The organism is Stenotrophomonas sp. YJH_SMC_27 (assembly GCF_059369815.1).
Window position 1 is genome coordinate 242,814 of record NZ_JCAFTA010000003.1, and the last position, 12,871, is coordinate 255,684.

Here is a 12,871-nt window from a genome sequence, read left to right on the forward strand (position 1 = left end):
GAATGAGCGGGGACGAGTGTCGCCGCCAACCCTATACGCATCGAGGTAGAGATGGCCCCCCGCAACCGCCAAGGGCTTTACGACCCGCGCTCCGAGCGCGATGCCTGTGGATTTGGCATGGTCGCCCAGCTCGACGATCAACCATCGCGCCTGTTGGTTGATACCGCCATCGCCGCGCTTTCGCGCATGACCCACCGTGGCGGTGTTGCCGCCGATGGCCTGACCGGTGATGGCTGCGGCCTGCTGCTGCGCCGCCCCGATGCGTTCCTGAAACTGCTCGCCAGCGAAGCCGGCATTGCCGTCGCCACACGCTTCGCCGCCGGCCTGGTATTCCTACCGCACGACGCCGACGCGGCGCAGGCCTGCCGCGCGCAGCTGCAGGCGCAGGTGGAAGCGGTGGGCTGCAAGGTCGCTGGCTGGCGCGAGGTACCGACCGACGACAGCGTCTGCGGCCAACTGGCGCGCGACACGCTGCCGCGCATCGAGCAGGTGTTCGTCGATGCGGGGGTTGGCCAGGATGATGCCGGCTTCGCGCTGGCGTTGTTCCTGGCCCGCCGCCGCAGCGAACAGCAGCTGCGCGATCACGCCGACTTCTACGTCACCACCCTCACCCCGGATGCGATCAGCTACAAGGGCATGGTGCTGCCGGACAAGCTCAGCCGCTTCTTCCCGGACCTGCAGCGCCGCGAGCTGGCCTCCAGCGCGATCGTGTTCCACCAGCGCTTCTCGACCAACACGCTGCCGCGCTGGCCGCTCGCCCATCCGTTCCGCATGCTCGCCCACAACGGCGAGATCAACACCATCGAGGGCAATCGTCGCTGGGCGCAGGCGCGCAGCAAGGTGTGGAAGACGCCGCGCTTCGATATTGGTGAATTCGACCCGGTCATCTCCATGCACGGTTCGGATTCGCAGAGCCTGGACAACATGCTGGAGCTGATGGTCGCCGGTGGCATGGAGTTGATCCAGGCGCTGCGCATCCTGGTGCCGCCTGCCACGCAGTCGCTGGAATTCAAGGATCCGGACCTGGCGGCCTTCTACGAGTTCCACGGCCTCAACAGCGAGCCGTGGGACGGCCCGGCCGGCATCGTCGCCTGCGACAGCCGCTATGCGGTGTGTACGCTGGACCGCAACGGCCTGCGACCGGCGCGCTGGATGCTCACCGCCGACCGCCACTTCCTGGTCGCCTCCGAAGCCGGCGTGTGGGAAGTGCCGACCGAGCGCGTGGTGCGCAAGGGCAAGCTCGGCCCCGGCGAGATGATCGCGATCGACCTCAAGCGCGGCGACCTGCTCGACTCCGATGCGGTCGACCGCATCAACCGCGGCCGCGCGCCCTACAAGCAGTGGCTGCAGCAGGGCGTGACCTACCTGCAGACCGAACTGATCGACCCGTCGCTGGTGGAAGAGCCCTTCGACGAAGGCACCCTGCGCAGCTACCACAAGCTGTACCAGCTCAGCAGCGAGGAGGTGGAGCAGGTGCTGCGGCCGCTGGCCGAGACCGAGCAGGAAGCCACCGGCTCGATGGGCGACGACACGCCGATGGCGGTGCTGAGCCAGCGCAGCCGCCCGCTGTACGACTATTTCCGCCAGGCCTTCGCGCAGGTCACCAACCCGCCGATCGACCCGCTGCGCGAAGACTGCGCGATGTCGCTGTCCACCCAGCTCGGCAAGGAAACCAACATCTTCCATGCCGGCCCAGAGACGGTGAACCACGTCATCCTCAATTCGCCGGTACTGAGCCAGCGCAAGCTGCGCCAGCTGTTGAAGATGGACCAGTACTTGCAGGCCAACCGCCTGCTCGACCTGTCTTACAGCGAAGACGAAGGCCTGCGCGCCGGCATCGAACGCATCTGCAGCGAAGCGGAACAGGCCGCGCGCGATGGCATGGTGATGCTGCTGCTGTCCGACCGCTACCCGGTGGCCGGGCGGCCGATGGTGCACGCGTTGCTGGCCACCAGTGCCATCCACCACCACCTGTCTCGGCTGGGCCTGCGCTGCGACGTGAACCTCATCGTCGAGACCGGCACCGCACGTGACCCGCACCACATGGCCTGCCTGCTCGGTTTCGGTGCCACGGCGGTTTACCCGTACCTGGCCTACCAGACCCTGTTCGACCTGGGCCGTCGCGGCATCCTCAAGCTCAGCAAGGGCGGCGAGCAATCGCAGATCGGCCGCCGCTACCGCAAGGGTATCTACAAGGGCCTGTCGAAGATCATCTCGAAGATGGGCATCTGTACGGTGGCCAGCTACCGCGGCGCGCAGCTGTTCGAGATCATCGGCCTGGAACCGGAAGTGGTGGACCTGTGCTTCCCCGATACCGCCTCGCGCATCGGCGGCGCCGGCTTTGCCCGCCTGGATGCCGACGCGCGCGAACTGTGCGCGCAGGCCTGGGACGCGCAGCAGGGCGTGGATGTCGGCGGCCTGCTGAAGTACGTGCACGGCGGCGAATACCACATGTACAACCCGGACGTGGTGACCACCCTGCAGCGCGCGGCGCGCAGCGGTGACCCGCGTGCGTGGCAGCAGTACTGCGATGCGGTGCATGCGCGCCCGCCATCGGCGCTGCGTGACCTGCTGGAGCTGGTGCCGGCGGCCGCGCCCGTGCCGCTGGACGAGGTCGCTCCAGCCAGTACCCTGTTCCCGCGCTTCGATACTGCGGCGATCAGCCTGGGCGCACTGTCGCCGGAAGCACATGAAGCATTGGCCATCGCCATGAACCGCCTCGGCGGCCGCAGCAATTCCGGCGAAGGCGGTGAGGATCCCGCGCGCTATGGCACTGCGAAGCGCAGCAAGATCAAGCAGGTCGCCTCGGGCCGCTTCGGCGTTACCGCCGAGTACCTGGTCAATGCCGAAGTGCTGCAGATCAAGGTCGCGCAGGGCGCCAAGCCCGGCGAGGGCGGCCAGCTGCCCGGCCACAAGGTCAACGAACTGATCGCACGTCTGCGCTACGCGCGGCCGGGCATCGGCCTGATCTCGCCGCCGCCGCACCACGACATCTATTCGATCGAAGACCTGGCGCAGCTGATCTACGACCTCAAGCAGGTCAACCCGACCGCGCTGGTATCGGTGAAGCTGGTCAGCCATGCCGGCGTTGGTACCATCGCCGCCGGTGTGGTCAAGGCCGGTGCGGACCTGATCACCATCTCCGGCCATGACGGTGGCACCGGTGCGTCGCCGGTCAGCTCGATCCGCTATGCCGGCGTGCCGTGGGAGCTGGGCGTGGCCGAAGCGCACCAGGCGCTGCTGGCCAACGACCTGCGCGGGCGCACCCTGCTGCAGACCGATGGCGGGCTGAAGACCGGCCTGGACGTGGTCAAGGCCGCGCTGCTGGGCGCGGACAGCTTCGGCTTCGGCACGGCGCCGATGATCGTGCTGGGCTGCAAGTACCTGCGCATCTGCCACCTCAACAACTGCGCCACCGGCGTGGCCACCCAGGACGAACGCCTGCGCGAGAACCACTTCACCGGCCAGCCGGAGCGCGTGGAGAACTTCTTCCGGCTGCTGGCCGAAGAAGTGCGTGGCTGGCTGTCCTACCTGGGCGCGCGTTCGCTGGAAGAGATCGTCGGCCGAACCGACCTGCTGCGGCAGATCGAGGCCGCGCCCCGTGATGGCGTGCGCGTGGACCTGTCACGCCTGCTGGCCGACAGCCGCTACGAGGGCAGCCATTGCGCCGCGCAGCGGCTGTACGAATCGCCGGACAGCCTGGCCACGCAGATGGACGGCCTGCTTGCCTCCGCCATTGAACACAAGCGCGGCGGCGAGCATCGCTTCCTGATCCACAACACCGACCGCAGCATCGGCACCCGCCTGGCCGGCGCGGTGGCGCGTGCGCACGGCAACCAGGGCATGGCCGAGGCACCGCTGGAACTGCGCTTCCGCGGCAGCGCCGGGCAGAGCTTCGGCGCGTTCAACGTGGGTGGCCTGCACCTGGAGGTGGAAGGCGAAGCCAACGACTACGTCGGCAAGGGCATGGCCGGTGGCCGCCTGGTGGTGCGACCGCCGCGCGGTGCCCGCTTCGAGGCACGCAGCACCGCCATCATCGGCAACACCTGCCTGTACGGCGCCACCGGCGGCGAGCTGTTCGCCGCGGGCAGGGCGGGCGAGCGCTTCGCGGTACGCAACTCCGGCGCGCTGGCGGTAGTGGAGGGTGCCGGCGACCACTGCTGCGAGTACATGACCGATGGCGTGGTACTGGTGCTGGGCAAGGTCGGGCTGAACTTCGGTGCCGGTTTCACCGGCGGCCTGGCCTACGTGCTGGACGTTGATCGCGATTTCGTCGACCGCTACAACCACGAGCTGATCGACATCCATCGCGTGTCCGCCGAGGGCTTCGAGAACTATCGCCAGCACCTGCACCGCCTGATCGGCCGCCACCGCGAGCTGACCGGCAGCATCTGGGCGCAGCAGATCCTGGACGAGTTCCGCGATTACATCGGCAAGTTCTGGCTGGTCAAACCGAAGGCCGCCAGCATCGAGTCGCTGACCGAAACCCTGCGACGCGCCGCGTGATGTTTTCCGGTAGTGCCGGCCGCTGGCCGGCAACGTTCCCCCTCGCATTACAGAGCCCGCCATGAGCCGCAAGCACGCTTTCCAGTTCCTCGACCTGCCCCGCACCATGCCGCAGCGCATTCCGGTGGAACTGCGCACCTCCGGCGACTGGGGTGAGCTGTACGGCAGGTTCGGCAAGGAAGACGCGCAGTACCAGGCCGGCCGCTGCCTGGACTGCGGCAACCCGTACTGCAGCTGGAAGTGCCCGGTGCACAACGCCATTCCGCAGTGGCTTCAGCTGGTGCAGGAGAACCGCATCCACGAGGCGGCCACGCTGTGCCACAGCACCAACCCGCTGCCGGAAGTGTGCGGCCGGGTGTGCCCGCAGGACCGGCTGTGCGAAGGCAGCTGCACGCTGGAGGAGTTCGGTGCGGTCACCATCGGCGCGGTGGAGAAGTACATCGTCGATACCGCATTGGCCAGTGGCTGGCGCCCGGATCTGGCCGCGGTGCAGCCGACCGGCCACAGCGTGGCGGTGATCGGCGCCGGTCCGGCGGGGCTGGCCTGTGCCGACCGCCTGGCTCGCGCCGGCATTGCCGCCGTGGTCTATGACCGCTACGAGCAGATCGGCGGCCTGCTGCAGTTCGGCATCCCCAGCTTCAAGCTGGACAAGGACGTGATCCGTCGCCGCCGCGACGTGCTGGAGGGCATGGGGGTGCAGTTCCGCCTCGGCGTGGAGATCGGCCGCGACATCAGCCTGCAGCAGCTGCTGGATACCCACGATGCGGTGTTCGTCGGCACCGGCGCCTACCGCTACACCGATGGCGGCCTCGACGGCCAGGACCTGAAAGGCGTGTTGCCGGCGTTGCCGTTCCTGGTGCAGAACAGCCGCATCGTCGGTGGTGATGATCCGAAGGGCCGGCCGATTGCCGGCTGGGAAGACACCATCGCCCTGCCCGATCTCAACGGCAAGCGCGTGGTGGTGCTCGGCGGTGGCGATACCGGCATGGACTGCGTGCGCAGCGCGATACGGCTGGGCGCGGCCAAGGTCACCTGCGCCTACCGCCGCGACGAAGCAAACATGCCCGGCAGCGCGCGCGAGGTCGCCAATGCACGCGAGGAAGGTGTGCGCTTCCTGTTCAACCGGCAGCCGCTGTCGATCGAAGCCGGCGCCGATGACGAAGTAATCGGCGTAACCGTGGTCGAGACCCGGTTGGGTGAGCCGGATGCGAACGGCCGCCAGAACGCGGTGCCGATCGATGGCAGCGAATCGCTGCTGGAGGCCGACGTGGTGATCATCGCCTTCGGCTTCTCGCCGACCGTTCCGGCATGGCTGGCCGAGCACGGCGTGGAAGGCCGGTCCAACGGCCGTATCGTGGCCGGAGGCAAGGATCGCCTACCGTTCCAGACCGCGCATCCGCGCCTGTTCGCCGGTGGTGATGCGGTACGCGGTGCCGACCTGGTGGTGACCGCCGTGGCCGAGGGCCGCGATGCCGCCGCCAGCATCGTCCGGCTACTGGCCCACTGAGTCCGGCGCCAGCAGTACCGCCAGCAGCGCCCGCAGCACGTGCGGCTCCACCGGCTTGGCCAGGAAGTGGTCGATGCCAGCCGCGCGACAGGCTTCGCGGGTGCTTTCCATCACGCTGGCCGTGAGCGCGATGATCGGCACCTGCGCACGTGCCGGGCAGGCATCAGCGCGGATCGCCCGCGCCAGTGCGAAGCCGTCCATGCCCGGCATGTGGCAGTCAGTGATCACCAGCTCGAACGGCTGCGCCTGCCATGCTTCAAGCGCCGACTGCCCATCGGTACAGGCGTGGACCCGCAGCCCTAGCGCGCACAGGCGCTGCTCCAGCAGCTGCAGGTTGGTAGGATGGTCTTCAACCACCAGTACGCACGCCGCCGGCAATGGATGCTCATCCGCTGATGCCGCCGAAGGTGCGGCCATGGGTGCCTCGCAGGCCTCCAGGTCCAGATCCATCCATACCGTGGTGCCCTGCCCAGGGGAGCTGCGCAGCTGCAGCTCCGCCCCCATCGAGGTTGCCAGCTCGCGGCAGATCGCCAGGCCCAGCCCACTGCCGCCGAAGCGCCGCGTGGTCGAGCGCTCCGCCTGGGCATAGGCGGCGAACACCGCCTGCTGTCGTTCCTCGCTGATGCCCACGCCGCTGTCGCTTACCTGCAGGCGCAGCCGCTGCCCGCGGGCATGCTGCTGCAGTACCTGCAACCGCAGTTCCACGTGGCCGTGCCGGGTGAACTTCAGTGCATTACCGGCCAGGTTGAACAGGATCTGGCGCAGGCGCAGGCCATCGGCCAGCGATCCCGGCTGCATCTCCGGATCAAGCACCACCTGCAGGTGCAGGCTGCGGCTGGCGGCCACCGGCATCAGCAGCTGCTGCACCGCGCGCACCAGTGCCGCCAGATCGGTGGGCCGCAACTGCAGCGGTGCGCCCTGCAGGCGCTGGCTGTGCAGTACATCGTCGAGGATCTGCCGCAGCATCCGCGCCGCATCATCCACCGTGGCCAGCACCTGCTGCTGGCGTGGCTCCAGCCTGCTGCCCGCCAGCCGTTCGAGCATGCCCAGCAGCGTGCTCATCGGCGTGCGGATCTCATGGCTCATCGTGGCCAGGAAGTGCGCCTTGGCCTGTGCCACCTGCTCGGCCTCGCGGCGCGCGTCGGCCAGCGCGCGGGTACGTGACTGCACCTCGCTGACGTCGATCCAGTAGCCGCTCCACTCGACGTAGCTATCGTCGCAGGGCAACGGCCGCCCATGCGAACGCACCCATCGCCAGCCCTGTGGTGAACGGGTACGGAAAGTGACATCGATCGGGCCACGCGCCAATGCGGCTGTCTCGATACAGGCCATCACCCTGCTGCGGTCCTCGGGGTGGACTGCGGCCAGCAGCCACTGGTGATCGATGCGCGCGCTCTCCACGCTGATTCCGAACAGGGACTGCACGTCGCCGGCGATCTGCGGAAAGCTGTAGTGACCGCACGCCGAACGGCGCGCCTGGTAGACCACCGCCGGCAGGTTCGCAGTCACCTCCTGCAGGCGCTGCTCCACGACTCGGCGCCGCACGCTTTCGCGATGCACCCGCCAGTAACCGTAGGCATGTACCAGCGCCAGTGCGAGCAGGATCAACGAGGCCGGCACCAGCCAGCGCAGGGGTGACGATGACGGCCAATTGCGCGGCCGGTCCGGCAGCCAGGCCGCGCGGATCTGATCGCGCTCGGGATCGGTCAGCTGCGACAGCGCCTGCTCGAAGCCGGCGATGACATCGGCGCAGGCGGGCGTGGTCGCCAGCACCAGGGCATCATCGAAACCGGCCGGCGCAGCAATCAGCAGTGCATCGCCCTGGTAGCGGCGCAACGCGGCCTCGACTTCGCCGAGGTTGGCAACCACGGCATCGATCAGGCCGGTGCCCAGCAGCGGGAGCGCATCGTCCAGCGCTGCCGGTGGCAGCAGCTGCGCACCCGTTGCCTGCTCGGCCAGCAGCCCCTGCAGCGGCATCCGGCTGGGGCTGGCTACGGTTCGCTCACGCAGATCTTCCAGGCCCAGCACCGGCGGCGTACCCTCCCGGCGCACGATCACCTGTGGCAGCTGCAGGTAGGGCGTGCTGGCCACCCACCCGGCGGGCAGCTGCGAGCGTGGCCATCCCAGCAGCGCCTGGGTGCCGGCCGGCAGCTCATCCCGTTCCACGCTGGCGGCCGGCACGGGCAGCAGCTGCAGCGGCCGTTGCCGGCCCAGCAGCTCCAGGTACACCGCGCCGAGCCCCCGTGCCTCACCCTGTTCGCTGGACGACAAGGGTGCGCGGTCGGAAGGCCAGGCAATGCGCAGCGGTGTCCTGCAGCCCGTGGCGGAGGCCGTGGCAGGCAGCAGCAGGCTGGCCATGACAGCAATGGCTGCCGGGAGGCCGGCGACATTCACGGTAGGCATCCTCATCTCGCGGGCGGAAGGAACGGCCGCGCTGCGGTACCGCTGCCTGCCACGCTATCGACGTGCGGACCGACGGCAATGAAGAAAGTTGTAAAAGCATCCAGATAGGGGAATGCCGACATACACTGCCGCCTTCACCTGTAACTGCGGAGCGTTCGATGCGCATCGGCCTGGCTGCCAACCGTCTTCATCACCACGACGCGCGCGCCGCGCTGTTCCGTTGGCTGCGCAGCAGCGAGCCCGGCCTGCGCGAGCTGGGCGTGTCGCTGCATGCGGTCGGTCGCACCCATGACGCGATCGAACGACAGGGCTTCCTGACCGGGTACGCGGGCCTGCACCGTTACCCGTACGGACGCGAGGGCGGCCTGATGAAGCTGGTCGCCGAAGTCGTCGGCATGGGTCCGGATCGGACACTGGATGGCGCGATCTACCTGATCGATCCGGTCGACCCATCCTCGGTGTTTCCAGAAGCCACGGCGCTGAAACGGCAGTGCGTGATTCACGGCAAGCCGTTCATTTCGACCGTGGCCACCGCACGCGACTGGGTCGAAGTGGAGCGCGTCCACGGCGGGCTGCCGGCAGACCGCGGCGCTGACGACCTGCATGCGTTCGAAAGCCAGACGCTGGCACTGATCGCGCATGATGCGATGAAGCCGGCGATGCTGGCCTTCGCCGATGAGCATTTCGATGTGCTGGCCCGGTTCGGCGAGCGGGTGGCGACCGGCACCACCGGCCAGCGTTTGAACGAACTGGCCTGGAGCCGGGGCTGGCCGCGTGATACGCCGTGGGTGACGCGCTACCAGAGTGGCCCGATGGGCGGTGATGCGCAGATTGCCGACCGGGTACTGGAGGGGCGTTGCCAGCGTGCGATCTTCTTCGAGGACCCGCATGTGGCGCGCCAGCATGAGGCGGATATCCAGCTGCTGGAGCGTGCGGTGACGACGGTGACCGACCAGGCAGTGTGCATTACGGCGCCGCGGGTGGCGGCGCGGTGGGCGGCGGCCGCGGCGTTGCGGGTGGGGTGAGGGTTTCGGCCAACGGCTGCGCCCCTCGTGGTGGGTCGTTCAAATCGGAAGCCGTGCTCGGCCGGCCGGGGTGGATTGCGCAGGGGTCGCTGCAAGTACGTCCTTGTAAGCTCGGTCGCCGCTTGCTCGTGTGCGCTTTCCTGCGCACACGGCAAGACCGGGGTTGGGCGTCCTGCCCAACCCGCCCGAGGCATGCCTCGGGCCCATGCGGCTCACGCCCCTGCCCACCACGGACACTCCCTGTAGAGCCGAGCCATGCTCGGCTGCTCTTCAACGTGATGACTGGAACCCGCGCCACGCGCGTCAGCCGAGCATCGGCTCGGCTCTACAGCAGCTGGCGAAGCATCGCCTTCAGCCTGCGGCCTTCCAGCTGGAAGTAGTCGCGCTGCTCGCGCCAGGCGGGGAAGCGTTGTTCCACTTCGTGCCAGAACGCAGGCGAGTGATTGGGCTGGATCAGGTGGCAGAGCTCGTGCACCAGCACATACTCGAACGCTTCCGGACGACCGAGCACCAGGGCCAGGTCCAGTGCCATGCTGCCGTCGGGGGCCAGCGAGCCCCATTGCGAGGACATCACCTTCAGCCGCAGGCGGCTGGGGGCGCGCGGCAGAGTGGGCAGGTACTTCGGCAGCCAGCGGCCGACGTCGGCGCGGGTCTGGGCTTCGTAGAATTCGCGCAGCAGACGGCGCAGGGTGGCGTCGCCGCCGCGGGTCGGCCACTGCACGCAGGCGCCGTGCGCGTCGATCTCCAGGCGCGCGTAGCGGCCTTCCTGCCAGCGCAGCGGCAGCAGTTCGCCGCGCAGGGGCAGCACACCGTCTTCGCCCGGCTGCAACGGTGGCGGCAGGCCCTGGCCCTGGTACTGCCGCAGCTGCAGCGCCAACCAGTCGCGGTGCTGTTCCAGGAAGCGTTCGCCCATCACCAGGCTCGCGCGCGGCGGCAGGGTCAGGCGTGCGCCGCGTTCGTCCACACTCAGCTTGATGCGCCGCGCACGCGGATCACGCACGCGCAGGACCTCGATCTCGGCATCCTCCAGGCGCAGGCGAACGGTGTCGCGCTGTACGGTGGCGGGCGGGGTCGGGCTGATCAGGCGGCGCAGCAGACGGCTCATGCGCCCAGCATAGCGCCGCTTCGGGCCGCCGGATGACCGGCGGCCGTCGCGCTGCCTGTTCAGTCAGCCTTGCTGAGCTTGAAGGCTTCTTCCAGCAACAGGAACAGGCGGCGGATCTCGGCGCTCTGCAGGGCAAAGCGGGCGTCGAACTCGGCGCGGCGTCCGTCTTCGTCGGCATGCTCCAGCTGGTCCAGGGCGCCGTCGAGGAACTTCAGCTTGCGCACGATCAGGTCGTCGCCGATGACGAAGGACAGGTTGTCCTCGAAGATCAGCGCCAGCTTGGTCACCTGCTTGCCGGCGTCCAAGTGCTTGTCGATCTCGTCGCAGCGCAGTTCCTGGTGCTGGCACTTGACCACCGCGCCGCCTTCCACCGGGTCCTTCATCTCGCACTCTTCGCCCAGGCTCAGTCCGGTCGGCAGCGGCTCGCCGGCGATCCAGCCGGTCAGGATCGAGCGCGGCGCGACTTCGGCGTTCAGCGGCATCGCCGGGAAGCTGCCGAGCAGGCCGCGGATGTCGGACATGAAGTACTCGCCGGTCTTGCGGCTGGAGGTATCCACCGCCACATAGCCGTGCTGCAGGTCGATGAAGGCGTCGTTGCGCGAGGACTTCACGAAGGCGCGCGGCAGCAGTTCATGCAGCAGGTCGTCCTTCATGCGCTTGCGCTCGCGGCCACCTGGGCGGCGGCCTTCCTTCTCCTCGATCTCCTCCAGCTTGCGCTCGAGCAGGTCGTTGACCACCGCTGCCGGCAGGATCTTGTCCTCGCCGCCCACGGTCAGCCACAGGTGTTCGGCGATGCGGTGGGAGAGCTGCTCCTTTTCCTCGCGGCCGAACGGCGAGATGAAGCCGCGCGAGTTCATTTCCAGCGCGCCAACAGGCTTGAGCACGGCGTGCGGCAGCAGGGTATCGACTTCGGAAAAATCGGTGGCGGTCGGAAAACGGAAGAACGTCAGGTTGCGAAAGAACATGGAATTCCGGATGGCAAAGAGGAAGGGCGACCGACCTTAAACGGTGGGCGTCTCGGGATCTGCGTCGGCGTCGGCCGGGGAACCGGCCAGCCAGGCATGGGCATCGGGCAGCGGCGCGTCGTCGCGACGGCCCAGCGCCATGAAGTCGAACAGGGTAGTGTCGGCCAGCTGCGAGGGCCGGACGTCGCCCATGGCGCGCGCGATCTGCTCGATGCGGCCGGGATGGTCCTTTTCCCACTGCTTCAGCATCAGGCCGACCTGGCGGCGCTGCAGGTTCTCCTGGCTGCCGCACAGGTTGCAGGGAATGATCGGGAACCGGCGTGCCTGCGCGTAGTCGACGATGTCGCTTTCGCGCACGTAGGCCAACGGCCGGATCACCACGTGCCTGCCGTCATCGCTGCGCAGTTTCGGCGGCATCCCCGCCAGCTTGGCGTGGTGGAACAGGTTCATGAAGAAGGTGGCCACCATGTCGTCGCGGTGATGGCCCAGCGCGATCTTGGTGAAACCGTGGGTTTCGGCGTAGTTGTAAAGCGCGCCACGACGCAGCCGCGAGCACAGCGAACACATGGTCTTGCCTTCCGGGATGACCCGGCTGACCACCGAATAGGTGTCCTGCTCGATGATGTGGTACGGCACGCCCAGCCCGGCCAGGTACTCCGGCAGGATGTGCTCAGGGAAGCCCGGCTGTTTCTGGTCCAGGTTCACCGCCACCAGCTCGAACGGCACCGGTGCCTTCTTCTGCAGCTGCAGCAGCACGTCCAGCAGGGTGTAGCTGTCCTTGCCGCCGGACAGGCAGACCATGACCTTGTCGCCGGCCTCGATCATGCCGAAGTCGGCAATCGCCTCGCCGACCTGGCGGCGCAGGCGCTTGGCCAGCTTGTGCTGCTCGCGCTCGGCCACGCGTGGATCGCGGGCGGCGCGCGGCTGGGGATCGGGAAGGGAAATCACGGCACTCATGGGCTCCATTCTAACGGCTCGGAGCGGCCCCGGCCGGGGGTCGGTATTCCCCTCTCCCGGCGGTCATCATCGCTGTGTATGCTCGGGACCTGTGGACACCTACGACCCCGCCGAGATCGTCGAACGCCTCGCCGCCCTGCGCGCCGAGCACCGCCTGCTGGATGAACAGATCACCCGCATGGCGGCCAACGGCGAGGACGAACTGGAAGCCAAGCGCCTGAAGCGGCGCAAGCTGCAGTTGAAGGATTGCATCGCCAGGCTGGAGAGCCTGCAGATTCCCGACGAGCCGGCCTGAGCCGGGTTCAGGTGGGTGCCAACCCGGGTTGGCCTCCTGCTCCGGTACGTGCCAACCCTGGTCGGCACGACGGGAAGGTGTGCGGACCAAGGTCCACACCCACCGCAG

Annotated in this window: 8 protein-coding genes; 4 read left to right on the top strand and 4 right to left on the bottom strand. The window is 68.2% G+C overall.

Annotated features, from left to right (window positions below; genetic code table 11):
• Window positions 1-51: 51 nt before the first annotated feature.
• Both gltB and AC5P7R_RS07130 read left to right on the top strand, forming a co-directional pair.
• A complete protein-coding gene (gene gltB / locus AC5P7R_RS07125) occupies window positions 52-4,506 on the top strand; it encodes a glutamate synthase large subunit (RefSeq protein WP_495213808.1) in 4,455 nt (1,484 codons plus the stop codon).
• 61 nt (window positions 4,507-4,567) lie between these two features.
• Window positions 4,568-6,013 (top strand): FAD-dependent oxidoreductase, encoded by a 1,446-nt coding sequence (locus AC5P7R_RS07130; RefSeq protein ID WP_019661976.1) that lies wholly within the window; start codon window positions 4,568-4,570, stop codon window positions 6,011-6,013.
• Here AC5P7R_RS07130 and AC5P7R_RS07135 read toward each other — a convergent pair.
• Window positions 5,999-8,407 carry an ATP-binding protein gene (locus AC5P7R_RS07135; protein ID WP_197575742.1) on the bottom strand — a complete coding sequence of 803 codons (2,409 nt, stop codon included), beginning with the start codon at window positions 8,405-8,407 and terminating at the stop codon, window positions 5,999-6,001. The genes AC5P7R_RS07130 and AC5P7R_RS07135 overlap by 15 nt on opposite strands.
• Window positions 8,408-8,574: 167 nt before the next feature.
• Between AC5P7R_RS07135 and AC5P7R_RS07140 the strand changes: the two genes are divergently transcribed.
• Entirely contained in the window at window positions 8,575-9,441 is an 867-nt protein-coding gene (locus AC5P7R_RS07140; RefSeq protein ID WP_111102371.1) for a methylglyoxal synthase, read from the top strand.
• Window positions 9,442-9,766: 325 nt separating this feature from the next.
• Here the strand turns inward: AC5P7R_RS07140 and AC5P7R_RS07145 are convergent, their stop codons facing one another.
• From AC5P7R_RS07145 to ttcA, 3 genes are read right to left on the bottom strand one after another with little or no spacing between them, the layout of a single operon-like run.
• Window positions 9,767-10,546: a M48 family metallopeptidase gene (locus tag AC5P7R_RS07145; RefSeq protein WP_021202266.1), complete on the bottom strand. Its 780-nt coding sequence runs from the start codon at window positions 10,544-10,546 to the stop codon at window positions 9,767-9,769.
• Window positions 10,547-10,605: 59 nt separating this feature from the next.
• Entirely contained in the window at window positions 10,606-11,511 is a 906-nt protein-coding gene (locus AC5P7R_RS07150) for a recombination-associated protein RdgC (protein ID WP_021202267.1), read from the bottom strand.
• 36 nt (window positions 11,512-11,547) lie between these two features.
• Window positions 11,548-12,468, bottom strand: coding sequence for a tRNA 2-thiocytidine(32) synthetase TtcA (gene ttcA, locus AC5P7R_RS07155; protein WP_171953210.1), 921 nt, complete (start codon window positions 12,466-12,468; stop codon window positions 11,548-11,550).
• A gap of 91 nt (window positions 12,469-12,559) precedes the next feature.
• Here ttcA and AC5P7R_RS07160 point away from each other — a divergent pair, with 91 nt between their 5' ends.
• Window positions 12,560-12,763, top strand: coding sequence for a YdcH family protein (locus tag AC5P7R_RS07160; RefSeq protein ID WP_005407501.1), 204 nt, complete (start codon window positions 12,560-12,562; stop codon window positions 12,761-12,763).
• Window positions 12,764-12,871: the final 108 nt, after the last annotated feature.

Excerpts from the sequence above, each read along its gene's own strand:
- ttcA (WP_171953210.1), bottom strand. The coding sequence starts at position 12,468 with ATGAGTGCCGTGATTTCCCTTCCCGATCCCCAGCCGCGCGCCGCCCGC.
- AC5P7R_RS07145 (WP_021202266.1), bottom strand. The coding sequence starts at position 10,546 with ATGAGCCGTCTGCTGCGCCGCCTGATCAGCCCGACCCCGCCCGCCACC.
- AC5P7R_RS07130 (WP_019661976.1), top strand. The coding sequence starts at position 4,568 with ATGAGCCGCAAGCACGCTTTCCAGTTCCTCGACCTGCCCCGCACCATG.
- AC5P7R_RS07150 (WP_021202267.1), bottom strand. The coding sequence starts at position 11,511 with ATGTTCTTTCGCAACCTGACGTTCTTCCGTTTTCCGACCGCCACCGAT.
- gltB (WP_495213808.1), top strand. The coding sequence starts at position 52 with ATGGCCCCCCGCAACCGCCAAGGGCTTTACGACCCGCGCTCCGAGCGC.
- AC5P7R_RS07140 (WP_111102371.1), top strand. The coding sequence starts at position 8,575 with ATGCGCATCGGCCTGGCTGCCAACCGTCTTCATCACCACGACGCGCGC.